General features: G+C 71.6%; 18 protein-coding genes. 10 read left to right on the top strand and 8 right to left on the bottom strand.

Annotated elements, in window-relative coordinates:
* The first annotated feature begins 106 nt into the window (after nucleotides 1-106).
* On the top strand, nucleotides 107-1,945 hold the full coding sequence (gene ggt / locus OG589_RS44510; RefSeq protein WP_405144977.1) for a gamma-glutamyltransferase: 1,839 nt from the start codon (nucleotides 107-109) through the stop codon (nucleotides 1,943-1,945).
* On the opposite strand, the gene OG589_RS44515 is transcribed toward ggt, so the two are convergent.
* Together OG589_RS44515 and OG589_RS44520 are read right to left on the bottom strand one after the other, a co-directional pair.
* Complete coding sequence (locus tag OG589_RS44515) at nucleotides 1,942-3,405, bottom strand: flavin-containing monooxygenase (RefSeq protein ID WP_405144978.1); 1,464 nt, start codon at nucleotides 3,403-3,405, stop codon at nucleotides 1,942-1,944. The two genes, ggt and OG589_RS44515, sit on opposite strands and share 4 nt — an antisense overlap.
* A 165-nt stretch (nucleotides 3,406-3,570) precedes the next feature.
* Nucleotides 3,571-3,741 carry a hypothetical protein gene (locus OG589_RS44520; RefSeq protein ID WP_363915995.1) on the bottom strand — a complete coding sequence of 57 codons (171 nt, stop codon included), beginning with the start codon at nucleotides 3,739-3,741 and terminating at the stop codon, nucleotides 3,571-3,573.
* Nucleotides 3,742-3,891: 150 nt separating this feature from the next.
* On the opposite strand from OG589_RS44520, the gene OG589_RS44525 reads away from it, so the two are divergent.
* Nucleotides 3,892-4,686, top strand: a complete 795-nt coding sequence (locus tag OG589_RS44525; protein ID WP_405144979.1) for an SURF1 family protein — start codon at nucleotides 3,892-3,894, stop codon at nucleotides 4,684-4,686.
* A 58-nt stretch (nucleotides 4,687-4,744) separates the two neighbouring features.
* Nucleotides 4,745-5,056, top strand: coding sequence for a DUF3817 domain-containing protein (locus OG589_RS44530; protein WP_405144980.1), 312 nt, complete (start codon nucleotides 4,745-4,747; stop codon nucleotides 5,054-5,056).
* Nucleotides 5,057-5,160: 104 nt separating this feature from the next.
* Here OG589_RS44530 and OG589_RS44535 read toward each other — a convergent pair whose 3' ends face one another.
* The 3 genes from OG589_RS44535 to OG589_RS44545 all read right to left on the bottom strand — a co-directional run bounded on the left by OG589_RS44535 (nucleotide 5,161) and on the right by OG589_RS44545 (nucleotide 8,036).
* Nucleotides 5,161-5,352, bottom strand: a complete 192-nt coding sequence (locus tag OG589_RS44535; protein WP_405144981.1) for a hypothetical protein — start codon at nucleotides 5,350-5,352, stop codon at nucleotides 5,161-5,163.
* A gap of 124 nt (nucleotides 5,353-5,476) precedes the next feature.
* Complete coding sequence (locus OG589_RS44540) at nucleotides 5,477-6,421, bottom strand: LLM class F420-dependent oxidoreductase (protein WP_405144982.1); 945 nt, start codon at nucleotides 6,419-6,421, stop codon at nucleotides 5,477-5,479.
* Nucleotides 6,422-6,584: 163 nt separating this feature from the next.
* Complete coding sequence (locus OG589_RS44545) at nucleotides 6,585-8,036, bottom strand: carotenoid oxygenase family protein (RefSeq protein ID WP_405144983.1); 1,452 nt, start codon at nucleotides 8,034-8,036, stop codon at nucleotides 6,585-6,587.
* Nucleotides 8,037-8,120: 84 nt separating this feature from the next.
* Here OG589_RS44545 and OG589_RS44550 point away from each other — a divergent pair, with 84 nt between their 5' ends.
* The 3 genes from OG589_RS44550 to OG589_RS44560 all read left to right on the top strand — a co-directional run bounded on the left by OG589_RS44550 (nucleotide 8,121) and on the right by OG589_RS44560 (nucleotide 12,309).
* Entirely contained in the window at nucleotides 8,121-9,140 is a 1,020-nt protein-coding gene (locus OG589_RS44550) for a winged helix-turn-helix transcriptional regulator (protein ID WP_405144984.1), read from the top strand.
* A 51-nt stretch (nucleotides 9,141-9,191) separates the two neighbouring features.
* Complete coding sequence (locus OG589_RS44555; RefSeq protein WP_405144985.1) at nucleotides 9,192-10,844, top strand: class I adenylate-forming enzyme family protein; 1,653 nt, start codon at nucleotides 9,192-9,194, stop codon at nucleotides 10,842-10,844.
* Between the two features lie 172 nt (nucleotides 10,845-11,016).
* A complete protein-coding gene (locus OG589_RS44560) occupies nucleotides 11,017-12,309 on the top strand; it encodes a cellulose-binding domain-containing protein (RefSeq protein WP_405144986.1) in 1,293 nt (430 codons plus the stop codon).
* A gap of 67 nt (nucleotides 12,310-12,376) precedes the next feature.
* On the opposite strand, the gene OG589_RS44565 is transcribed toward OG589_RS44560, so the two are convergent.
* Nucleotides 12,377-13,240, bottom strand: a complete 864-nt coding sequence (locus OG589_RS44565) for an arylamine N-acetyltransferase (protein WP_405144987.1) — start codon at nucleotides 13,238-13,240, stop codon at nucleotides 12,377-12,379.
* A gap of 105 nt (nucleotides 13,241-13,345) precedes the next feature.
* On the opposite strand from OG589_RS44565, the gene OG589_RS44570 reads away from it, so the two are divergent.
* Genes OG589_RS44570 through OG589_RS44580 form a run of 3 tightly spaced genes read left to right on the top strand, consistent with a single transcriptional unit; the run spans nucleotide 13,346 to nucleotide 18,835 of the window.
* The gene (locus OG589_RS44570; protein ID WP_405152244.1) at nucleotides 13,346-14,005 is read left to right on the top strand and encodes a response regulator transcription factor; all 660 of its coding nucleotides are present in this window, start codon (nucleotides 13,346-13,348) and stop codon (nucleotides 14,003-14,005) included.
* Nucleotides 14,002-17,580, top strand: coding sequence for a DUF4153 domain-containing protein (locus OG589_RS44575; RefSeq protein ID WP_405144988.1), 3,579 nt, complete (start codon nucleotides 14,002-14,004; stop codon nucleotides 17,578-17,580). Before OG589_RS44570 ends, OG589_RS44575 begins: the two co-directional genes overlap by 4 nt.
* Before the next feature lie 37 nt (nucleotides 17,581-17,617).
* A complete protein-coding gene (locus tag OG589_RS44580; protein WP_405144989.1) occupies nucleotides 17,618-18,835 on the top strand; it encodes a hypothetical protein in 1,218 nt (405 codons plus the stop codon).
* Nucleotides 18,836-18,853: 18 nt separating this feature from the next.
* On the opposite strand, the gene OG589_RS44585 is transcribed toward OG589_RS44580, so the two are convergent.
* Together OG589_RS44585 and OG589_RS44590 are read right to left on the bottom strand one after the other, a co-directional pair.
* The gene (locus OG589_RS44585; protein WP_405144990.1) at nucleotides 18,854-19,849 is read right to left on the bottom strand and encodes a LacI family DNA-binding transcriptional regulator; all 996 of its coding nucleotides are present in this window, start codon (nucleotides 19,847-19,849) and stop codon (nucleotides 18,854-18,856) included.
* Nucleotides 19,850-19,877: 28 nt separating this feature from the next.
* A complete protein-coding gene (locus tag OG589_RS44590; protein WP_405144991.1) occupies nucleotides 19,878-20,120 on the bottom strand; it encodes a family 1 glycosylhydrolase in 243 nt (80 codons plus the stop codon).
* 521 nt (nucleotides 20,121-20,641) lie between these two features.
* Between OG589_RS44590 and OG589_RS44595 the strand changes: the two genes are divergently transcribed.
* A complete protein-coding gene (locus tag OG589_RS44595; protein WP_405144992.1) occupies nucleotides 20,642-23,473 on the top strand; it encodes a glycosyl hydrolase in 2,832 nt (943 codons plus the stop codon).
* The last annotated feature ends 83 nt before the right edge of the window (nucleotides 23,474-23,556 follow it).

Raw genomic sequence — 23,556 nt, forward strand, 5'->3', positions numbered from 1 at the left:
ACGCCTCTGCCCGGTGGCATGACCGCATGCGGACACTTTGATCATAATTGACCACGGTTGTGAAGCTATGAGTCAATGCTGGTGCGATCTAGGAATGAGGTCCAGCATGAGCTTTCGCCGCCTGGCCGTGCCCTTCGTAGGGGTCGCCGCCACTCTGGCCTTCGTCATACCGCCCGCGGACGCCCGGGCACCGGGCAACCCCGGCGCCCAGGGGCACGGGCAGCCGGCCAAGGTCCCCGTCGCCGAGGGGTACGGCGGAGCCGTGGCCACCGTCGACCTCGACGCCAGCAAGGCCGCGCTGAGCGTCCTGAAGCAGGGCGGCAACGCCATGGACGCCGCCGTCGCGGGAGCCGCCACGCTGGGCGTCACCGAGCCTTACTCGGCGGGGCTGTCGGGCGGCGGCTTCCTGGTCTACTACGACGCCCGGCGCGGCAAGGTCGTCACGATCGACGGCCGCGAGAAGGCCCCGCAGGCGATGACGGAGACCTCTCTCCAGGAGAACGGCGTCGCCATCCCGTTCGACGCCGCCGTGACCAGCGGGCTGTCGGTGGGCGTGCCCGGCGGCCTCGCGCAGTGGGAGCTGGCGCTGCGGCGCTTCGGCACCCTCTCGCTCAAGCAGGCGCTCCAGCCGGCCGTCGACGTCGCCACCAAGGGCTTCACGGTCGACCAGACCTTCTACGACCAGACCGCCCAGAACGCCGCCCGCTTCGCGGACTTCACCTCCACCGCGTCCCTCTACCTGCCGAACGGCGCGCCGCCGCCCGTCGGCTCGGTCTTCCGCAACCCCGACCTCGCCGCGACCTACCGCGAGCTGGGCCGGCGCGGCGGCGACTGGCTGTACGGGGGCAAGCTCGGCGAGGAGGTCGTGGCGACCGTCAAGTCCCCGCCGGTCAGGCCGGGCTCCACCCGGGTGGTGCGGCCGGGCCTGATGGAGCTCTCCGACCTGCGGGCCTACCGCGCCCTTGAGCGCGCTCCCAGCAAGATCAGCTACAACGGCATGGACGTGTACGGCATGGCGCCGCCGTCCTCGGGCGGCTCCACGGTCGGCGAGGCGCTCAACATCCTGGAGGCGCTGCCCAAGGTCGGCCTCCACGAATACCTTGAGGCATCCCGCCTCGCCTTCGCCGACCGCAACAAGTTCGTGGGCGACCCGGACTACGTCGACGTGCCGCTCAAGGGGCTGCTGTCGGACGGGTTCGCCAAGGAGCGCGCCTGCCTGATCGGCGACGTCGCGATGCCGAACCCCGCCACGCCCGGCTCGCCCGACGGCTCGTACGGCGGGTGCCAGATCGAGGGCAAGCCCCTCGCGGCCGACGAGACCGCCAAGACGGGCGAGTCCGGCGCGGCCGAGAAGCCGGAGGGGCCCGAGACCACCCACCTGGTCGTGGCCGACCGCTGGGGCGACGTCGCGGCCTACAACATCACGATCGAGCAGACCGGCGGCAACGGCATGGTCGTCCCGGGGCGTGGCTTCCTGCTGAACAACGAGCTGACCGACTTCACCTTCGGCCCGGCCGCCGGCGACCCGAACCTCCCGGCCCCCGGCAAGCGCCCGCGCTCGTCCATGGCGCCGACGATCGTGCTGAAGAACGGCAAGCCCATTCTCGCCGTGGGTTCGCCGGGCGGGGCCACGATCATCACGACGGTGCTGCAGATCCTCGTCAACCGCTACGAGTTCGGCATGTCCCTGCCCGACGCGATCGCCGCGCCGAGGGCCAGCCAGCGCAACACCGCCGCGACGCAGGCCGAGCAGGCCTTCATCGACCGCTACGGAGCCGGGCTGACCGCCAAGGGCCACACCCTGACGATCGCCCCCGGGCCGCCGGTCGGGGAGATCGGCGCGGCCACCGGCCTTGAGTTCCTCGGCCGGGGCAAGGTCCAGGCGGCGGCCGAGCCGTCCCGCAGGGGCGGGGGCAGCGCGCTGGTGGTGTCGGCGAAGCCCTAGCGGATCAGCTCGTAGGCCTTCGGCTTCACGTTCCGGGTTCGCGCCCAGAACTCGAACGTGAAGCCGGGCCACAGGGTGCGGTTCCTGCCCTGGTCGTCGAGGTACCAGCTCACGCAGCCGCCCTCGGACCACACCAGGCGCTCAAGCCGTTCCTGGAGCCTGTCGTTGTACGCCCGCTGGGCCTCGGGCCGGACGTCAAGGGCCCTCGCCCGGGTGGACGACAGCAGGCGCAGGCACGACATGACGTATCGCACCTGGGCCTCGATCATGAAGACGACCGAGTTGTGCCCGAGCCCGGTGTTCGGGCCGAGCAGGAAGAACAGGTTGGGGAACCCCGCCGTGGCGGTGCCGAGGTAGGCCTGGATGCCGTTCCGCCAGGCGTCCTGGATCTTCAGCCCGTTCCTGCCGGTGATCCGCTGCTCGGTCAGCGCCTCGGTGACCTTGAAGCCGGTGCCGTAGATGATCACGTCCACCGGGTGCTCCCTGCCGGTCGCGTCGACGATCGAGTGCTCGCGGATCTCGGTGATCCGGTCGGTCACCAGCTCGACGTCGTCGCGCCCGAAGGTGGGGTAGTAGTCGTCGGAGAGCAGGATGCGCTTGCAGCCGATGGTGTAGTCAGGCGTCAGCCTGGCGCGCAGCTCCGCGTCCGGCACCTGGGCGGCCAAGTGGCGCTCCGCGACGACCTGGTGCACCTTCATCAGGCGCGGGTCGACGGTGAACCCCAGGGCGCGGGTCTCCAGGAGCCAGTAGACCGCGTTGCGCAGCGCCCGCCCGGCCAGGGGCAGCGTCCTGAGCGTCCTGCGGGTCCGCTCCGAGAGGGGGACGTCCGGCTTGGGCTGGATCCACGGGGCGGTCCGCTGGAAGACGTGCAGCCGCCCGGCACGGCGGGCGATCTGGGGGACGAACTGGATCGCGGAGGCTCCGGTGCCGACGACCGCGACGCGCTTGCCGGTCAGGTCGCAGGAGTGGTCCCAGTTCGCCGAGTGGAACGACCGGCCGGCGAAGGTCTCGCGCCCGGGGATCTCCGGCAAGGAGGGGACGTGTAAGGCCCCGATGCCCGACACCACGGCGTTCGTGGTGAAGGTCGCGCCGTCGCCGGTGCTCACCCGCCAGCGGTTGGTCTCGTCCAGGTATTCGAGCCCGGCGACTTCCTTCCCGAAGCGGATGTGGGGCGCGAGCCCGTACTTCTCCACGCAGGCGCGCAGGTAGTCCCAGATCTCCCGCCGCGGGGCGAACAGCCGGGACCACTCGGGGTTGAGCTCGAAGGAGAAGGAGTACATCGGGGAGGGGACGTCACAGGCGCATCCGGGGTAGGTGTTGTCCCGCCAGGTGCCGCCGAGGTCGGAGTCCTTCTCGAGGATGACGAAGTCGTGGTAGCCGGCGTCCTTGAGCTTGATCGCCATGCAGAGCCCGGCGAAGCCGGAGCCGATGATCGTGATGCCGGGGCCCGTGGCTGCCATACCATCTCCTCCACCCCCGTATTGGACCTTCGATCCAATTTAGAGGTAGGCGTCGTTCTGGTCTATCCCCCACCTTGAGTAGGCCGTATCAGGATATTTCTGGGCACGGGAAAAAGCGCCGACGGCACGAGGCCGGCGGCGCGGGCGTCTACGACCGGCCGGGTCCTAACGGAGGAGCAGGAAGACGACCACGGCGACGACGATGACGGCGGCGACCACGGCGATCGCGGGCACCAGGTAGGACCGTTGCGGCGCGACGGGCTCGGGCTCCTGGCGCTGGGCGAAGGCCTTGAACTGCTGGGTGTTTCCCGCAGGGTCAATCTGAGGTTCTGACATGGCCACGACTTTATCGACCCCGGAGGTGACTTGACGCTGTTTATGCCACTTCGGCCTCAGGCCGAGGAACCTTTCCCCAGGACGCCGTGCCCGCCGTGCCTGAGCAGGACCGGAGGCGGGACCACGGGGCCGGGCGGATAGCGTGGGGGCATGCTCCGGACGTTGTTCTCGCCCCGCCTCGTGGGCCTCCACCTGGTGACGATCGGGGTGCTGATCTCGTTCACCTTTCTCGGGCGATGGCAGCTGGGAGTCTTCGAGGAGTCCGGCCGTCCCCACGCCGTGATGGATCCGGCGCCGGTCGCGCTCTCCACGCTCGTCGAGGCGGGCAAGCGCGTGCCGGCTCCGGCGATCAGCCGCAGGGTCACCGCGCAGGGCACGTTCGACGCCTCACGGCAGCTGCTGGTGGCGGAGCGCGCGCCGACCGTGGAGTCCGGCGGCGGCGCGAGCAAGGACGCCGGCTACTGGCTGCTGACCCCCCTGGAGCTGGCCGACGGCACTCTGGTGCCCGTCGTGCGCGGGTGGGTCGCCTCTCCCGCCGACCCCGCGACGGCCGTACCCACAGGGACGGTGAGCGTGAGCGGGCGGCTCCAGCCGTCCGAGCCCACCGACTTCGCCAGGAGGCGCACCTCCCCGCTCCCGGCGGGCCAGGTGGCCACCGTCTCGACGGCAGAGCTGATCAACGTCTGGCGGGGCGTCCGGCTCCAGGACGGGTTCGTGGTGGCCACGGCGCCGGTCTCCCCGGCATCGGCCCCCCGCCTGGTGGACGTCCCGCCGCCCACCGAGGGCGGCGGCTTCACCTGGCGGAACCTCGCCTACGCCGCCCAGTGGTGGATCTTCGCGGCGTTCGCCGTGTTCATGTGGTTCCACTTCGTGCGAGACACGGTGCGCACAGAGCGGGCGGGCGGCGGCGCGGCTCCGGAGCTCAGCCCGTCCCCGCAGGGCTGACCACCCCCAGGCCCGGATATCGTGTGGTGACCGCTCTCCAAGCGAGGTAAAGATCATCGTGGAATCCGCGCTCAAGCCCTTCCGGGTGATGGCCTACATCGTCGGCTGCATGCTGCTCGCGCTCGTGGGCGCCATGGTCGTGAAGTACGTCTTCGACAACGCCACGCCCGTGGCCGTCGTCGGCCCCGTGCACGGCTTCATCTACGCCGTGTATCTCCTGACCGCGCTCAACCTGGGGCTCAAGGCACGCTGGTCCTGGCCGTACATCCTGGGAGTGCTGCTGGCCGGCACCATCCCGTTCCTGTCGTTCGTGATCGAGCGCAAGGTGACCCAGCGCGTGCAGGAGCAGGTCGCCGTCGCTCCCGCCTGACCGCACGGCGAGCACGGGCACCCGCACCGCACAGGCGGCCGAGCGCGGACGACCGCGTGGGCGGACGGTCGTCCCGTCCGCTCACGCGGTCGTCGTGCCGGCGATCAGCCGCCGATCTGGCGCCGCCGGATCCGCTTGAGCCGGGCACGCTGCGATTCGTCCAGCATGAAGTACACGACCACGGGCCCGGCCAGCACGGCCAGCACCAGGATCCATGCGACCAGGGACGGCAGCACGAGAAGGGCGAGTACGGAGGCGATCCCCGCGCCCACGTAATACTTTGCGAGTGGCGACATGGCCGGGCCTTTCTCTTCGCCGAGCGGGGGTGGTCCCCACCGCCCATTCTGCGTCGTCCCTTCAACGTCTGGCCCTCCGGCGGGAGTTCCTTTCGCGTGGCGGCGTCGCAGGTGCCGGCGGTGGCTAGTCGGCGAGGGCCTTGAGCGTCGCCTCGCCGCAGGGGTCGGCGTCGGTGCTGACGGGCACGAGCGCGACCTCGTCCACACCCGCCTCAGCGTACGCGTCCAGCCGGTCCATGATCTCCACCGAGTCGCCGATCAGCGCGACCGACTCCAGCAGGGCATCCGGGATCTTGGCGAGCAGTTCGCGGGGGTGCGGCTGGGTCCTGGCGTACCGCACCACGTCCTCGAAGCCGGCCTCGGCGAACATCTCGCCGTACCCCGGCGCGGCGAGGTAGGGCACCACGCCCCGCCTGATCTGCTCGATCGCGGCCGGGCCGGGGTCCACCGCGGCCGTCACCCAGGCGGCGGCCCGCGTGGTGGGCGTGAGCAGGCGCAGGTCGGTGATCAGGCGGGCGGCGGAGGCGGGGGTGAGAAGATTGAGCACCATGCGGTCCGCGAGCGCGGCCGTGGCGACCGCGGCAGGACCGAAGGCGGCGACGGTGACCTCGGACCGGGGAGCGGGCAGCCGCAGCCGGTAGCCCTTGCTGGAGACCCGGGCGCCCGAGAAGTCGGACCTCTCCCCGTCGAGCAGCGGGCGCAGCGCCTGGACGGCCTCGCGCAGCGCCGTGCCCGAACCGCTCCTGGACCGGCCGTGCCACTCCTCCACGACCGTAGGGCTGGAGGTGCCGAGCGCGACGTTGACCCGCCTGCCGGTGAGCTCCGCGACCGAGGCGGCTCCCATCGCGATCATCATGGGGTCCCGCACGCTCACCGCCAGCGGCCCCACCGTGAGCGCGGCCCGGCCGTCACTCGCGCCGATCGCCGTGGCGAGGGCGAAGGCGTCGTACGTCGCCATCTCGCCGACCCATACCTCGGGGTAGCCGAGCTCGTCCGCGATCCGAGCGGTCCGAACCGCCTCGCCCGCCGGGCGGTCCTGCCACAGCCCGAGGGAGACGCTGAGCCTCATGTGTAATGCTCCTGCCATAGCCCGGGGGAGCCGTAGTGCCTCGTACGGCATGCCCCCGACACTGTCCTTGCGAGACGCTTAGTCAACCTCATACTGGACACTCCTCACCACTTCCATTTGATTCCGTTTTGTGAGTCATATGCGTATCTGCTTGGTCAACGGCTCATCGGAGCTGGTCTGATCTGACCCAGGTCGCGTGGAAGCCGAGTGGCACGCGCTGGGGGAGCAGCACCCGCGCGATCGGCCCCGCCGCCAGGTCGGAAGCGGAGAGGACCTGCACCTCCGAGGTGCCCTCGCGCTCGTCGGTCACGAAGGTGACCAGATAGCCGTCGTCCTCGCCGGTCGCGCCGTCGCGGGGGGCGTACGGCGCCTCGCTGCCGTAGCGGTGCTCGCCGAAGCGGTGCACCTGCTTCTCGCCGGTCACGTTGTCATAGCGGACCAGCCCGTCGAACAGGTTGGTGTCGGCGTTCATCACGGACACGTTGTACGCATATCGCGTGATATATCCGGTTTGGCGGGCGTCGATCGACGGGAACTCCGTGTTGTGGCCCTCGTCCACGAACCCCTCCGAGGTCCGCCCGGTGCGCAGGTCGAAGCGGTACCGGTACATCCGGGCGTCGAGCTTGAGGTACGACAGCATGCGCGCCAGCGGGCCGCCGTCGCCGCTGGGCGCCGGGCGCGACACCCGGCAGACGTCCATGGTGATCTCGTCCCCGGACTCCCAGGCGTTGACCACGTGGTAGATGTAGCAGGGCTTGGCCTCGAACCAGCGGATCTCGTGCGCGAGGCCCCGGCGCGGGATGACGCCGAAGCGCGAGGGCAGCTCGCGGTCGAAGGTCAGCTTGTACCTTCCCCGCCGCGCGGCGCCGAGGTCCTGGTAGAGCGGCAGGTCCATCAGGATCGCGTGGTTCTCGGTGATCGCCATGTCGTGCGGCAGCCGCGCTCCGGGGAGGTCCAGCTCCACGCAGTGCTCGACAGCGCCCCCCGCGCCGACCATCCCGTACCGGAGGTACGGCTCGCGCGGCCCGTAGTCGAACCAGAACAGCTCACCCGTGCGCTCGTCCACCTTCGGATGGGCCATGACGTCGCCCGTCAGCGTGTTCAGGAACGTCTCGGCGCCGAGGGTCTCCAGCGAGAGCGGGTCGAGCGAGTACGGCGAGCCGCACAGGTACCACGTCGCCAGCACCCTGCCCCGGTGGAAGATCACATCGGTGTTCGCGGAGTCCTTCAGGTTGAGTCCACGGGTGTTGCCGAACGGGTTGCCCTTCGGGCTCTCCATGACGCCGCTCCACAGCGACCTCCCGGCGTCGGACTCCGCCTCGAAGGCGCGGGTGCGCACGTAGCGGTTCCGGTACCGCGCGCGGCCGTTCTCGAAGTGCACGGCGTGCACCATGCCGTCGCCGTCGAACCAGTGGTAGCGGCCCCGCATCGGATAGCGCGCGTTGGGGCCGTTGCGCAGGTAGACGCCGTTCAGGTCGCGGGGGATCTCGCCGACGACCTTCAGGTCGCCGGAGGTGATCTCGTCGTGGACCGGCGCGTAGACGCCGAGGAGGTACGGGTTCGGCTCGCCCGACTCGTCCATCACCGTCGCGACCGCCGTGGGCTGTTCCCTCATCACTGGAAACTACGATTGAAAAAGTCAGCCAGTCAACGCGCCGGCCAGGCCTCCCGCCGGGGGGCGCTGTTCAGAGTCGGCGCGGTGGAGACGAAGGAGTCGCCGGTCATGGCGGGGGTGGGGAAGGCCGGGGCCGGAGGCCGCGATCACGACAGCGCGGATCTCAGCGCCATAGGGCGCGCGCTCGGCATCCTCGGCGACCGATGGGTCCTGCTGATACTCCAGCGGGCCTTCCTTCTTCGCATCCGCACCTTCGCCGCGTGGCGCGACGAGCTCGGCATCTCCGAGTCCGTGCTCGCGGCCCGGCTCAAGGAGCTGGTCAGGCACGGCATCTTCGAGCCCGCGGCCTACCGCGACGGCCGCATCCGCTACGAGTACCGGCTGACCGGCAGGGGCCTGCGGCTGTGGGCGTTCCTCGTGGCGATCCACAGCTGGGAGCGCGACTGGGCCGACCGGCCCGACCTGCTCACGCCGACCCACGACACGTGCGGGAACGACGCGCGGCCGTACCTCGCCTGTGGAACGTGCCGCAGGCCGATGAGCGCACGGGACACCCACGCCGAGCGCGGCCCGTTCGCGACGTTCGCCCGTGCCGGGGTGGCTCGCCACCATCGCCGCACCGTGCGCGTCGACGACCGGACCGACTTCCTCGGCTACTGCCCGCGCTCGATGGAGATCCTCGGCGACCGCTGGAGCACGACGATCCTGGCGGCGGCCTTCCTCGGCATCAGGCGCTTCATCGACTTCCAGGGCGAGCTGGGCATCGCGCCGTCGGTGCTCACCGAGCGGCTCAAGCGGTTCGTCGAGCTCGGCGTGCTCCAGACCGACTCGTACCGGCTCTACCGGCTCACCGACAAGGGGCTCGCCTTCTTCGAGGTCTTCGCCTTCCTCGCCGACTGGGCGCAGCGGGAGCTGCCAGCTCCTGAAGGGTCCGGCCTGACCATCACGCACAGGCCCTGCGGCGCCGCGCTGCGGCCCGTCCTGCTGTGCCGGGCCTGCGAGCGGCCGCTGGAGCGCAGGGAGATCCGCTTCAACGTGCCGGAGCACCTGCGGCCCCCGCCCGTCCCGGCCGCCTCCGGCGAGGATCTGCCCGCCCGCCATTGACCGGCTGGCTTCTGTCTTCGTAGTGTCGCTCCATCCACGATGGGAGTCGCGATGAGGCTGCACCCCCCACAGCAGGTCGAGCGCTTCACCTCGGGTGGATGGTGGACCGGCGACACCGTCGACCGGCTGTTCAGGGAGCAGGTCAGCGCGCGGCCGGAGGCCGTCGCGATCGTCGACCCGCTCAACAAGCCCAGCCTGATGGACGGCCCGGTCCGGCGGCTGACCTGGGCCCAGCTCGGCGCGGAGGCCGACAGGATCGCCGCGGTCCTGCTGGAGGCCGGTGTCCTCCAGGGCGATGTGGTCGCGGTCCAGCTCCCGAACAGCGTGGAGCTCGCGGTGACGTTCCTCGCGGTGGCCAGGATCGGCGCCGTGGTCACCCCCCTGCCGGTGCAGTACCGCGAGTACGAGCTGGCGCAGGTCATCAGGCTGGCGGCGGTCAAGGTGTTCGTCACGGCCGAGCGCGTCGGCGACCGGGACAACGCCGAGATCGTCCGGAGGCTCGAAGTGCCCGCGCCCCCGATCGTGCTGGCCTGGGGCGATCCCGCCCGGGACCTGGAGACCGCGATCGCCGACCCGGCCATGCTCGCCGCGCACCTCAAGGGCCTCGAAACCGACCCGAACGACTGCGTGACCATCTGCTGGACCTCGGGCACCGAGGCGACGCCCAAGGGCGTGCCCCGCTGCCACTACGACTGGTTCGCCGTCGAGTCGAACACCACCGCCGCGCCCTCGCTGACCGGGGACGACGTGGTGCTCAACCCGTTCCCGATGGTCAACATGGCCGGCATCGGGGGCGTCTTCCTGCCCTGGCTGCGCACCGGGTTCCAGATGGTCCAGCACCACCCGTTCGACCTGCTCGGCTACCTCGACCAGATCACCGAGGAACGGGTCACCTACACCCTCGCTCCGCCCGCGCTGCTCACGATGCTGCTGCGGAACCCCGAGATGCTGGAGCGGTACGACATCTCCTCGCTGACGCGCATCGGGTCCGGCTCCGCGCCGCTGCCTCCGTGGATGGTGAAGGGGTGGCAGGAGCGGCACGGCATCGCGATCATCAACTTCTTCGGCTCCAACGAGGGCATCGCGCTGCTCTCCGATCCGGTGAACATCCCGGACCCCGAAGAGCGCGCACGGTTCTTCCCGCGGCCGGGCGTCCCCGGAGGCGCCTGGCCCGGGACCCTCGCCGCCACCCGCGTGAAGCTGGTGGACCCCGTCTCGGGCGAGGAGATCACCGAGCCGGGCCGGCCGGGAGAGCTGCACCTGTCGGGGCCGACCGTCTTCGCCGGCTATCTCGCGGGCACCGCCGACGCGGACCCCTTCGACGAGGACGGCTACCTGGTCACGGGCGACGTGTTCGAGATCGACGGTCCAGGCGGCCGCTACCTGCGGTACGTCGACCGCGCGAGGGATCTGATCATCCGGGGCGGCGTGAACATCGCCCCCGCCGAGCTGGAGGCCCTGCTGGCCGGGCACCCGGCCGTCGTGGAGGTGGCGGTCGTCGGCTATCCGGACGAGGTGCTGGGCGAACGGGTCTGCGCGGTCGTCGCGCCACGGGACGACGTCGATCTGCCATCGCTCGTGGACTTCCTCAAGGAGAGGGGCATCGCCTCCTACAAGCTCCCCGAGCGCCTGGAGATCGTGGAGGGCCTGCCGCGCAACGCCGTGGGCAAGATCCTCAAGCGCGATCTCCGCGAGCAGCTCTGAGGTGAAAGATTCAGCTCGTTTCCGCGCCGTCCGAGGTCGGTGACCGAGAAGCGGCGTCGTCGTTGACACCTGGACGCGCGCGGAGAACCATCGGCGGTCGAGCGCAGCAGAGCGATCCCGGTCCGGCGTGTGGGAGCGCTCCCACTCCTCACCGTAGAAAGCGAGCGAATCCATGAGTGCTCCCGTCCCCGGCCGTCCGTCTCCCTTGCCGAGGCCCGTGCCCCCGCGGCCGGGCCGGCCGAGCGCGACGCGAGAGATCCTCGCCGTCGTCGCCGCGCTGGCCGCCGTCGTCGCCGTGCTCCTGCCGGCCCGGGCCGCCTCGGCGGCGGACCCCGGCTGCCGGGTGGACTACACCGTCAACCAGTGGGGCGGCGGGTTCACCGCCTCGGTCAAGGTGACCAACCTGGGTCCGGCGATCTCGGGCTGGGATCTCCGGTGGACCTTCGGCGGTGACCAGAAGGTCACCTCGGCGTGGAACGCGAAGCTCACCCAGACCGGGGCCGCCGTGAGCGCCGTCAACCTGGCGTACAACGGCTCGCTGGCGACCGGCGGGGCCACCGACTTCGGCTTCCAGGGCACGTGGGCGGCGTCGGACCCGGTGCCGGCGGCCTTCACCGTCAACGGCGTCCCCTGCAACGGCACCGGCACGCCGACGCCCACCCCCACCGTCACCCCGACTCCGACCGTCACCCCGACTCCGACCCCGACCCCGACGCCCACCCCCACCCCCACACCCACCCCGACGCCCACTCCGACGCCCACGCCCTCGGCGCCCGGCGGCTGCTCGGGGGCCGTGGTCTGCTCGGGGTTCGACGACCAGGCGTCCTCCACGCCCAGCGGTGACTGGCAGGTCGTGACGCCCAACTGCCAGGGCAGCGGCACGGCCGCCATCGACTCCTCCACCGCGCACAGCGGCACCAAGTCCCTGCGGGTGAACGGCGGAGGCGGCTACTGCAACCACATCTTCGTCGGCACCACCAAGAACGTCTCCACGGTCGGGCCCGTGGTGTACGCGCGGATGTGGGTCAGGCACACCACCGCCCTTCCCCCCTCGCACGTCACCATGATCACGATGGCCGACGCCGCCAACGGCAACAAGGACCTGCGCATCGGCGGGCAGAACAGCGCCCTGCAGTGGAACCGCGAGTCCGACGACGCGACCCTGCCCGAGCAGAGCCCCACGGGCGTCGGGCTGAGCACGCCGCTGCCCACCGGCCGCTGGGTCTGCCTGCGCTACCAGATCGACACCACCAAGCAGGCCATGAGCACGTGGGTGGACAACCAGGAGGTCGCCGGCCTGCACCTGGACCAGACGCCCACCCGGGACGTCGACTCGCAGTGGCTCAGCCGTACGACGCCGCCGCGCCCGGCGACCCTGCGCCTCGGCTGGGAGAGCTACGGCGGTGACGCGGACACGCTCTGGTTCGACGACGTCGCGTTCGGCTCCTCGCCGATCGCCTGCTGATCCCCCGGCGGGGGCCCGGAGCGGTGGACGCGAACCGTTCCGGGCCCTCAGGCCGAGCCGGCCTCGTTCAGGATGAGCCGGCGAGCCACTTCTCGTGCGCCTCGTCCAGCCGCCGCCACAGACCGGCCTTCTCCTGCGGGGTGACGTCCTCCAGGTGCAGCCCGAAGACGTCGGCGAGAGCCTCGTAGTAGTCGCGGTGGCTCGGCAGGATCGACGTCCCCTCCTCGGAGCCGAGCCGGGTGAGGACCAGCCCGCGCAGGGAGTCGACCCCCGCGGCGTCGCGCCGCTGCACGCTCAGCACCTGCCGGAACCCGGACTCCGGCGAGGTCGACAGGAAGTGGTGTTTCTCCGTGAAAGCCGACATCGGCACGGCGCCTCGCCGGAAGTCGAATCCCAGGAAGCTGCCGCGCGGATCGTGGTCGAACCGCCAGCCCCCCGGCTCGGCCTCGGAAGGCCGCAGGCCGTACACGAAGGGTCCCTGCCGGTGGACGCCCTCGACCAGGGGGAGCGGCGCGTGGATCCCGTCGCCCAGGCCGAGGTCGACGAACCAGACGCCGTCCGGGCACTCGGCCGACGGCAGCCCCGACACGGTGAGCGCGAGGTGGTTGCCGGCGGCGCCCGCCGGGCTCTCCGCGGTGTTCTGGACGCCCCCCATGTGCCGCGTGACCTGATATCCCAGCTCGGCGAGCAGCAGCGAGAACGCGCCGTTGAGGTGGAAGCAGTAGCCGCCACGGCCGCGGAGGACGCGCCCGGCCGACTCCATCGGGTCGACCGTCGTCGGGTGGCCCAGCCAGATGTGGAAGTACTCGTACGGGACGCGCTCGACGTGGGCCGTGTGCAGCCGCACCAGTGACTCCACGCTCGGCGGGCCGGCGGGCTCGTCCAGTCCGATGCGATGGAGATAGGCGGATACGTCCAGAGATCTCGTCACGGGCCAAGCTAATCAATGCTGCATCGGATCTGCACATATCAGCCAGGTTTGTCTGCACGAGATCGTTCTAGGCTTCCGTGCGTGACAGACCAGCGACGCATTCTCGTGGTCGAGGACGACGGCACCATCGCGCTGGCCGTGCAGAGCCGGCTCGTCGCCGAGGGCTTCGACGTCCGCATCGCGGGGGACGGCGAGGCCGCGCTCGCGGCCTATGCGAGGGCGGAGCCCGACCTGGTCGTCCTCGACAGGCTGCTGCCGGGCCTCGACGGCGTGGAGGTGTGCCGGCGCATGCAGGCGGCGCGGCCCGTCCCGGTGCTGATGCTGACCGCGCTCGGCGAGGAGACCGACCTGCTCGTCGGGCTCGGCGTCGGCGCCGACGACTACCTCACCAAGCCGTTCAGCATGCGCGAGCTCGTCGCGAGGATCCACGCGCTGCTGCGCAGGGTCGAACGGGCGGCCCAGCTCGCCCACGAGGACACGGTGATCCGCGTCGGCGACGTCGAGATCAACACCGCCGAGCGCAGGGTGTTCGTGCGCGGGGCCGAGGCGCAGCTGACCCGCACCGAGTTCGACCTGCTCAGGCGCCTCGCGGAACGTCCTGGCCATGTCTTCGAGCGCGAGAGGCTGCTCTCCGACATCTGGGGCTTCTCCGAGGCCGCCGCCACCCGCACGGTCGACAGCCACGTGCGCGCGCTGCGCCGCAAGCTCGGCGCGGGCATCGTCCGCACGGTCCACGGCGTCGGATACGCGCTGGTCAAGCCGTGAGGCCGCTCGACTTCCTCGGCCGGATCAAGGCCAAGCTCGGGCTGGTCATCCTGCTGGCGGTCGCCACGGCCTTCGCCATCAACGAGTACGGCCGCTCGCTCGGCGTCGTCCCGTCGGTGCGCATGGGACTCGCGGGGTTCCTCAGCCTCGGCACGGTCCAGCTGCTCGGCCGGGGCATGACCGGGCCGCTGCGCGAGATGGCCGCCGCCGCCCAGACCATCGCCAAGGGGCGGTACGGGATGCGGGTCACGGCCACGTCCAGGGACGAGGTCGGCGAACTGGCACGGGCCTTCAACGCGATGGCGGCCGACCTCGCCGAGGTGGACCGGCAGCGCCGCGAGCTGGTCGCCAACGTGAGCCACGAGCTGCGCACGCCCATCACCGGGTTGCAGGCCGTGCTGGAGAACATCGTGGACGGCGTGTCCCCGCCCGACCTCGCCACGCTCAGCACGGCTCTGGCGCAGACCGAACGCCTCGGCCGGCTGGTGGCCCAGTTGCTCGACCTGTCGCGGCTGGACTCCGGAGCCCGGCCCATCGAGCCCGAGCCGGTGGAGCTCGGAACGCTCTGCGGCCAGGCCGTGCGGGAGGCGAGCCTCGCGCGCGACGACGTTTCGCTGTCGAGCGCGGTGTCCCCCCGGCTCGGCGTCCAGGCCGATCCCGCGCTGCTCGGCCAGGTGCTGGCCAACCTGCTGGACAACGCCGTACGGCACAGCCCGCCCGGCGGGCTGGTCCGGCTCGAAGCACGGCCCGAGGGGGCGGGCGTACGGCTCAGCGTGACCGACGAGGGCCCGGGCATCCCCGAGCCGGAGCGCCCACGGGTGTTCGAGCGGTTCTCCCGCCTCGACACCGCGCGGGCGGCCGACGCGGGCGGCGCGGGCCTGGGCCTCGCCATCGTCAAGGAGATCGTCGAACTGCACGGCGGCTCGATCAGGGTCGCCGACTCCCCGGTCGGCTGCCGCATGGTGGTCGGCCTTCCCGGAAGGACGACTGTCATGAGTGACGCGCCGGAGCCGCTGCGAGAAGGCTCCCAGCCCGCCAAGGCCACGGCCACCCCCTCCGCCTCCGGGCCGGACCGCGTTCGCGAGGCGGCGGCGAGCGGTGGCGAAGATCGTTTACCCGAGGAAGAGCGCTTACCTTCCGGGGCCGGGCCGGTTCCCGTGGAGGCCGAGCTCGGCCACTCAGGGAAGGACCCGCTCCCTGACGGGGGCGAGCGGGTCCGTACCGAAAGCGAGCCGGCTCCCACCGGAGCCCAGCCGGCCCGTACCACCGGTGAGCCGGTCGGCGTCGACGGTGAGCCGGCCGAAGCCAGCGGGGACCCGGTCGGACTCGGAGGGGAGCCGGTCGGTGTTGGAAAGGAGCCGGCCGGACTCGGAAAGGAGCCGGTCGGCGTAGGAGCTGAGCCGGTCGAACTTGGAAAGGACCCGGCCGGACTCGGAGGGGAGCCGGTCGGTGTTGGAAAGGAGCCGGCCGGACTCGGAAAGGAGCCGGTCGGCGCCGCGGGGATGTCCGTCCGGAGTGAGGACGACGCCGGTGTCGCGTCGCGCACGGATCCCCGAGGCGGCGGTCCGATCCGGTGGGAGGCCGGAGCGGAGCCGGACACCGTGGTCTCGAACGTCCGCGTCGCCGCCTCCTCGGCCCCCGCCCCGGCACCGTCCCAGGCCCCGGCCGCGCCCGTGGCCCCGGGGGTGCCTTCGGGGCTGGGCGCCGGGGTCGCGGGCGGACTGCTGGGGCTCGTCTGCGGGTTCGTCGTGGGGCTGTGCGCGGCGTTCTTCATGGGGTTCTTCTTCGGCGGGCTATACGGGCTGGCCACGATGCTGCTCTTCACGGTGGGAGGCGCGGTGCTGGGCGCCCGCCTCGGAGCCGCGACCGCCCACGGCCGGCCCGTACCCCAGCCGAGATACGCGCCGACGCCCGCCTCTGGGCCGGTGTCCGCCTCCCCGCCGGGGTACGGGCCGGTGCCCGCCTCCCCGCCGGGGTACGGGCCGGTGCCCGCCTCCCCGCCGGGGTACGGGCCGGTGTCCGCCTCCCCGCCGGGGTACGGACCCGTGTCCGCCTCCTCGCCGGGGACCGGCTCTCCGGCTGGGGGGCAGCCGGTGGCGGAGTACGTGCCGCCGCCGCTGTTCCCGCGTCCCGACCTGCCCGAGACGCCCCGCAGGCTGCTGTTCCTGGCGGCGGCGGTCGGGCTCCTCGCGGCGATCGCGCTGCCGGACAGCAGGCCTGGGCTCGGGATCGTGCTCGTGGCCGTCGCCGCGGGCGCCGCCGTGCTTCCCGCCGCGCGTCACCGGATCACGCCGTGGACCGCGACGTTCGGGCTCCTGGCGTACGCGCTGGTCGCCGTCGCCCTGTTCAGGGACGCGGGCTGGCTGGTGGCCCCAATGCTGCTCGCCGGCTTCGGGGTGGCGGCGCTGGCGGTGTCGGGAGTCGGCCGCGGCTGGCTGGGAGTGATCAGGGGAGGCCTGTCGGTCGTCCTCGCGGTACTGCCGCTCCCGTGGTTCCTCGCGACGCCGCTGAAGGCGATCAACCGGCGGCGCGTCGGTCCCGTGCTCGCCGCGCTGGGACTGACCGCAGTGCTGATCGTCGTGTTCGGGCTGCTGTTCGCCTCCGCCGACGCGGTCTTCTCCTCCTTCGTCACGCACCTGTTCACCGCCCCGGCGTGGGCCTCGTCCCTGCCGTTCCGGATCTTCGTGTTCGTGGTGTTCGCCGCGCTGGTGGGGGCGGCGACGCTCGTCGCCCTGAGGCCGCCGGTCGAGCCCACCGCGCCCAACCTGCGCGGGAGAGTGAGCGGCACCCTGTGGATCACTCCGCTGGTGGCGCTGAACCTGCTGTTCGCCTCATTCGTGGGCGTGCAGATCACCACGCTCTTCGGCGGCAACCGCAAGGTCGTGGAGACGGCGGGGCTGACCTACGCGGAGTACGCCAGGTCGGGCTTCTTCGAGCTGGTCACGGTGAGCGTGTTCGTGCTCGGCCTCGTCGCGGTGGCCGCCGGGGTGCTCGCGCCCAGGGGCAGGGAGCGCTGGCTGCTCGCCGGGCTGCTCGGGCTGCTCTGCGGGTTCACCCTGGTGATCCTGGCCTCGGCACTGCACCGGCTCGGCCTCTACACCGACGCCTACGGCCTGTCGCGGCTGCGGGCGTCGGTGGGGGCGACCATCTGGTGGCTGGGCGCGGTGTTCGCGCTGGTCCTGGTCGCCGGGGGCATACGCCTGAGCGGCCGGCGGATCGGCTGGCTCCCGCGCGCGACGGTGCTGCTGACGGGGCTGTCGCTGGTGGTCTTCGCCGCCTGGAACCCCGACCTGCGGGTCGCGGAGACCCAGCTGCACAAGCGCGGCGTCGAGCGGCTCGACGTGGACTATCTCAGCGACCTCGGGGCCGAGGCCGTACCGGTGGTGGCCGGCCTGCCCGAGCCCGCGCGTAGCTGCCTGCTGTCGAAGATGGCCGTCGTGGACGGGCTGGGGGAGTCCGAGTCGTGGAACGGCTGGAACCTTGCCCGCGAGCACGCGCGTGACCTGCTCCGCGCCTACCCGATGCGCGAGCCGACCCTGCTTAACTGTCAAGATATAGGGTCGCCTGGGACATAGGTCATTCACAGCGGGCTCCTTGAAAGGCACGGCTGCGTTGGACGGTTCGGTTTACGTCTATGTCGAGGACGTGCGAGACGAGGGCGTCGGCCAGGTCCTCGACCGGATCGCCGGGTACGGCGTGCGCGAGGTGACGGTCGCCGCCGCCTGCCACGGAGCCCGCGACGTCACCCCGCACGGTGCCTCGCGGGTGACCGTCCGCGCCGACGGCGTCCACTTCACGCCGCCCGCCGACCTGTTCGGCGACCTGCGCCTGGTGCCGCCCGTGCAGGACGGCGCCGCCGGGGAGCCGCTCGTGGCGCTGCGCGAGGCCGCGGCCGACCGGGGGATGGCCCTGCACGGGTGGACGGTGTTCCTGCACAACATCACGCTCGGCCTGCGCAACCCGGACGTGACCGTGCAGGACTGCTTCGGCGGGCGCGGCTTCCCCGCGGCCCTGTGCCCCGCCCACCCGGACGTCCGCCTGTACGCCGTGGCCCTGGCGAGGTCGGTGGCACGGCAGGGAGTGAGCAGCGTGGTGGCCGAGTCCCTGCACTTCGGGGGGTTCGCCCAGGGATACCAGCAGGAGAGGTGCTTCGTCCCACTCGGCCCGATGGACGAGTTCCTGTTCGGCCTGTGCTTCTGCTCGTGGTGCATGCGGCGCGCGGCCGACCTCGGGGTCAAGGCGGAGGTGGCGCGGGAGGAGTGCGCCCGCATCGTCGGCGCGGTGCTCGACGGCGACTCGCCCGCGCAGGGCGAGGTCACGCGCGCGGCCCTCACGGCCTACGCCGGCCCCGAGGTGGTGGCGTACGCGCGAGCCCGTTCCGAGACGGTGACGTCGCTGGTCAGCGAGGTGTCGTCGGCGGTGGCCGCCGAGGGCTCCCGGCTGACCTTCCTCGACGGCACGGGCCACAGGAAGGGGTACGCCGACGGCCTGCCCCCGGCCGGCCTGGCCGCGCACGACGCCTGGCAACTCGGCGTCGACCTGGTCGCGCTCGGCGACCTCGTGCCGTCCTTCGGGGTCCTCGCCTACGCCAGGGACGCCGCGCGGGTGGCCGACGACGTGGGCGCCTACCGCCGTTCGGTCGGCAACGACAGGGAGCTGAGGGTGGTGCTTCGCCCCGGCCGTCCCGACACCGACTCAGAGGACCGGCTGGCCGCCAAGGTGCGCGCGGTAAAGGCCGCGGGCGGCGACGCCGTCGACTTCCACGCGTACGGGCTCGTGCCGTACAGCGTGCTGAACCGCATCCCGGGGGCCCTCGGCCGCAAGGCCTGACCCCCGGGCGCGGTGCGCTCAGGCGGACTCGCGGATGACCAGCTCGCTGGGCAGGATGATGTGATCGGTCGTGCGGTCCTTGACCGGGGTCAGCAGCAGCCGCACCATCGCGGTCGCCTGCTCGGTGATCGGCTGGCGCACCGTGGTGAGCGGCGGGTCGGTGTACGCCGCGGCCTCGATGTCGTCGAAGCCCACCAGGGCCACGTCGTCGGGCACCCGGCGCCCCGCCCGGCGCAGGGCACGCAGCGCGCCGATCGCCATCTCGTCGTTCGCCGCGAACACCGCGTCGAGCGCGGGGTCGTCCTCAAGTAGCTGCCGCATCGCGTCGGCGCCGGAGGCGCGGGTGAAGTCGCCGACGGCGACGATCGACCGGCGGTCGGAGTCGCGCAGGGCGTCGCGGTAGCCGGTGAGGCGGTCCTGGCCGCCGATCATGTCCTGCGGGCCCGCGATGGTCGCGATGCGGCGCCTGCCGGTGGCGAGCAGGTGCCGCACGGCCGCGCCGGCGCCGCCCACATTGTCGTTGTCGACGTACGGCAGCGCCACGGCCACCGCGGGCCTGCCGTACGAGACGACCGGCACGCCCATGCGGTTGAGGGCGGCGGGCAGCGGGTCGGCGCCGTGCATGGACAGGAGCAGGACCCCGTCGACGTGCCCGCTGGATATGTAACGCTCCACCCGCTCGTGGCCGCGCGGCGAGCTGGCGAGCATGAGCACGATCTGCTTGTCGGACGACTCGAGCTCGCTGCTGACCGTGCGGACGACCATGGAGAACAGCCGGTCGTCGGAGAACACCCTGGTCGCCGGCTCGGAGATCACCAGCGCGATGGAGTCGGTGCGCTGGGTGACGAGGCTGCGGGCGGCCGAGTTGGGGACGTACCCCAGCTCGCTCACGGCCCGCAGCACCGTGTCCCTGATCTCCGGGGTCACCGTCGACTGGCCGTTGACGACCCGCGAGACGGTCGCCCGGGAAACGCCCGCTCGCGCGGCGACCGCTTCCAGGGTGGGTCGTTTCATTCGCAGAGCCCTGTCTTCCTCGGGTCGATCATGGGGCGAGGCCGTTCCCCCGGATGACATCCCGGTAGCCCAGCCCGCTGTCCTTGGGGAGCCGGCGCCGGGTCTCGCAGTCGGCGTGCACGTTCCCGAGCCTCCGGCGGTACCCATCGTGCCACTCGAAGTCACCCGGTCGCGACCTTACGAGACACCCCCGGAGATCCGCGTCATCCAGGGGCGGGGCGAGGCGGCCGGGGAGCGCCGGCTCCTGGACGCCCGCGCGAGTGGTCCCCACTGTTCCTCCGATGATCTGCCTGCCGGGGGCAGGGCGAGGCCGGGCGCGGGCGGAAGCGGCCGGCCGGGGGCGATCCCACGCATTTCACTTGATCTGAAAGAGAGCGCTCTCGGTTCGGGGCGGGGCCGGTGCCGATCCGTGCCGGGAGGTGTCCCCATGATAAAGGTTCTTTCCCATTATCTCGGCCAGTCCCAGTGGGAGGGGGCATATGTCGTGAACACCCGCTTTCGTCCCTGGTGGTGAGCTTGACGGCGAGGCCGGCCGTCACGGCGGTCGGCGGAAACGGTTGGAGAGCGCTCTCAAGATCTTCGAGAAACATTCTCTGGCTGTTGACACGGCTTGTCAGCCCATCTAGCGTCAGCGGCGCTGAGAGCGTTACAAGCAAGTTACGTCGACGCGAACACCTGGATCCCAGCGCTGTGCGGGCCTCGAACGGCCGTCGGGCCCGCGGTAGGAGTTGTCGCCGGTCATCGCCTCGTCGAGGCGGGCCGGTCCCCCCCCCACGACGAAAGTCACGCCGCATGACCACCGATCTCCCCAGGAACCCCTCCTCGAGACGACGGTCCGCCGGGTTGGTCGCCGCCACCCTGCTGGCAGGCCTGCTCTCCACCGTCCCCGCCACTCCCGCAAGCGCCGCCACCGTCACCGTCGGGGCCGGCAGCTACACGACCGACCTTCCCGCCGGAGCCGTTGGCCCGTCCAACAACGCCGGCGCGCCCGTGACGCCCAAGATCACCTCCGCCGTCACGGCGAAGGTCCCGACGAACGACTGGTGGTCCTCGCTGGCCTTCCAGCGGTACGCGGGCAACCCCTACTCCGAGAACATGTACGCCCACCCGCTGGCCTTCCACGCCGCGGCGGGCGGCCTTGAGGTCAGCTACCCGACCACGCCCACCATCTCCGCGTCGCAGTACGACTACACCCACGCCCGCGACCTCACCCTGGGCGTGACCGGCCTCAACGCGCCGAGCACCCAGGTGGACGGCTGGTCCGACTGGACCGTCACCCCCTACTGGTCCGACGGCACCCGCACCCTGCGCGCCACCATCGGGCACGGGCTGCCGTTCGTGTACGCCACCCCCTCCGGCGGGAACGCGCAGGTCAGCTTCGTCGCGACGCCCACCATCTGGGCCGACAGGGGCAACGTGCTCGGGGCCACGGTCAACGGGCACGACTACGCGCTGTTCGCGCCGACCGGCACCGACTGGACGATCGCCGGTACGGCGGCGACGGTGGCCCTCGGCGGCAAGAACTACTACTCCGTCGCCGCCCTGCCCGCCCGGGGCGCGCTCGACCTGTTCGCGAAGTACGCCTACTCCTTCGTCACCGGCACCAACGTGAGCTGGTCGTACGACGAGGCCGCCGCCCGGCTCACGACCACCTACACCGCGACGACCACCGCGAAGGAAGGCACCCAGACCGGCACGCTGCTGGCGCTCTACCGGCACCAGTGGCTCGCCACCACCGACCCGCTGACCACCTACACCTACGTGTCGCCGCGCGGCACGATGAAGCTGCGCGAGGGCGCGTCGTTCAGCACCCGGCAGACGTTCCACGGCGTCCTGCCCTCCCTGCCCGACCTCGGCGCCTACGACCGGGCGCGGCTCGGCGACTTCGTCAAGCAGGGGGCGGCGGGCGACCCGCTCGTGGGCACCGGCGACACCTACGGGACGGGCAAGGCCCTCGGGCGGCTCGCGCAGCTCGTGCCCATCGCCGAGCAGCTCGGCGACACCGCGTCCCGCGACAAGCTGCTCGGGATGCTGAAGACCGAGCTGCAGAGCTGGTTCACCGCCGGCGGCGAGCAGTTCCGGTACGACGGCACGTGGGGCATCCTCACCGGCTACCCCGCCTCGTACGGCAGCGACTCCGAGGTCAACGACCACCACTTCCACTACGGCTACTACCTCATGGCCGCCGCCACCGTGGCGAGGTACGACCGGGCGTGGGCGGCCGACGGCCAGTGGGGCGGCATGGCGAAGCTGCTGGCGAAGGACGCGAACAACTGGGACCGCACGGACACGCGCTTCCCGTTCCTGCGCAACTTCGACCCCTACGCGGGCAACGGCTGGGCGTCGGGGCACGCGGGCTTCGCCGCGGGGAACAACGAGGAGTCGTCGTCGGAGGGGATGAACTTCGCGGCCGGAGCCCTGCTGCTGGGCGCCGCGACCGGCGACAACTCCCTGCGCGACCTCGGCATCTACCTCTACACCACGCAGGCGGCCACCATCGGGCAGTACTGGTTCGACGTGGACAACGTCGTCTACCCCGCCGGTTTCGGCCATGACACCGTCGGCATGATCTGGGGCGACGGCGCCGCCTACGGCACCTGGTGGACCGGCAACCCCGAGGAGATCCACGGGATCAACTACCTGCCCATCACAGGCGGCTCGCTCTACCACGGGCTCTACCCGAACAAGGTGAAGGCCGGCCTGGCCGAGATGGAGGCCAACAACGGCGGTCCAGCGGTGGAGTGGCGCGACATCATCTGGGAGTACCGCGCGCTCGGCGACCCGGCCGCCGCCAAGGCCAACTGGGACGCGGGGTGGAACTCCTACACTCCGGAGGCGGGGGAGACCAAGGCCCACGAGTACCACTGGATCTACAACCTGGCCAGGCTCGGCACGGTCGACGCGGCGGTGACCGCCGACACCCCGACGGCGGCGGTCTTCAGCCTGAACGGCACGCGCACCTACGTGGCGCACAACTACGGCACCGCCGCCCGCACCGTCACCTTCTCCGACGGCAAGAAGCTCGCGGTGCCGGCCGCGTCGACCGCCACCAGCGCGGGCGGCTCCACGCCACCCACGCCGACCCCGACACCCACTCCCACGGTGACGCCCACCCCGACACCCACCCCCACTCCCACGGTGACGCCGACGCCGGGTTCACCGACCCGCTACCTGCTGAGCGGGGGCGCGCTGTCCGCGGCCAGCGGCGCGGCGGGATCGGACACCGTCTCCTCGGCCGGGGGCACCACCCACGACGGCACCCCCTACAACCCGCTCGTCTACACCTCGACCGGCCTGACCATGTCCTACACCGGGGCAGCCACCGCGTTCGACCTGTTCCTCGACGCGGGAACCTCGGTGGGCAACGGCGTCCAGACCCGTGTCTCGTACGACCTCACGGGCGACGGCACCTACGACCGTGTGGAGACCTACAAGTACTTCGCCACCGATCCCGTCGCGGGCTGGGAGCACTCCACCCAGGCGGCGGGCCTCGCGTCCTCCTCAGGCACGCTCGGCAACCTCGTCAACGGCCGCGTGAAGGTCGAGATCTGGAGCGCGATCGGGACCAACCCGACCTCGCTCGGGGTCGGCAACCGCTCCGTGGTCACCATCCCGTTCAGCTGACAGCGGCGGCGCCGGCCCGGAGTCTCCGGGCCGGCGCCCGTCCTCACGGAAAGTGTGTGATCTGCCCCCACGAGAGAGATGAG

The organism is Sphaerisporangium sp. NBC_01403 (assembly GCF_045040145.1).
GTDB lineage: Bacteria > Actinomycetota > Actinomycetes > Streptosporangiales > Streptosporangiaceae > Sphaerisporangium > Sphaerisporangium viridialbum.

Excerpts from the sequence above, each read along its gene's own strand:
- OG589_RS44520 (WP_363915995.1), bottom strand. The coding sequence starts at position 3,741 with ATGTCAGAACCTCAGATTGACCCTGCGGGAAACACCCAGCAGTTCAAG.
- OG589_RS44585 (WP_405144990.1), bottom strand. The coding sequence starts at position 19,849 with ATGAAACGACCCACCCTGGAAGCGGTCGCCGCGCGAGCGGGCGTTTCC.
- OG589_RS44540 (WP_405144982.1), bottom strand. The coding sequence starts at position 6,421 with ATGAGGCTCAGCGTCTCCCTCGGGCTGTGGCAGGACCGCCCGGCGGGC.
- OG589_RS44525 (WP_405144979.1), top strand. The coding sequence starts at position 3,892 with ATGCTCCGGACGTTGTTCTCGCCCCGCCTCGTGGGCCTCCACCTGGTG.
- ggt (WP_405144977.1), top strand. The coding sequence starts at position 107 with ATGAGCTTTCGCCGCCTGGCCGTGCCCTTCGTAGGGGTCGCCGCCACT.
- OG589_RS44560 (WP_405144986.1), top strand. The coding sequence starts at position 11,017 with ATGAGTGCTCCCGTCCCCGGCCGTCCGTCTCCCTTGCCGAGGCCCGTG.
- OG589_RS44515 (WP_405144978.1), bottom strand. The coding sequence starts at position 3,405 with ATGGCAGCCACGGGCCCCGGCATCACGATCATCGGCTCCGGCTTCGCC.
- OG589_RS44595 (WP_405144992.1), top strand. The coding sequence starts at position 20,642 with ATGACCACCGATCTCCCCAGGAACCCCTCCTCGAGACGACGGTCCGCC.
- OG589_RS44535 (WP_405144981.1), bottom strand. The coding sequence starts at position 5,352 with ATGTCGCCACTCGCAAAGTATTACGTGGGCGCGGGGATCGCCTCCGTA.
- OG589_RS44545 (WP_405144983.1), bottom strand. The coding sequence starts at position 8,036 with ATGAGGGAACAGCCCACGGCGGTCGCGACGGTGATGGACGAGTCGGGC.
- OG589_RS44555 (WP_405144985.1), top strand. The coding sequence starts at position 9,192 with ATGAGGCTGCACCCCCCACAGCAGGTCGAGCGCTTCACCTCGGGTGGA.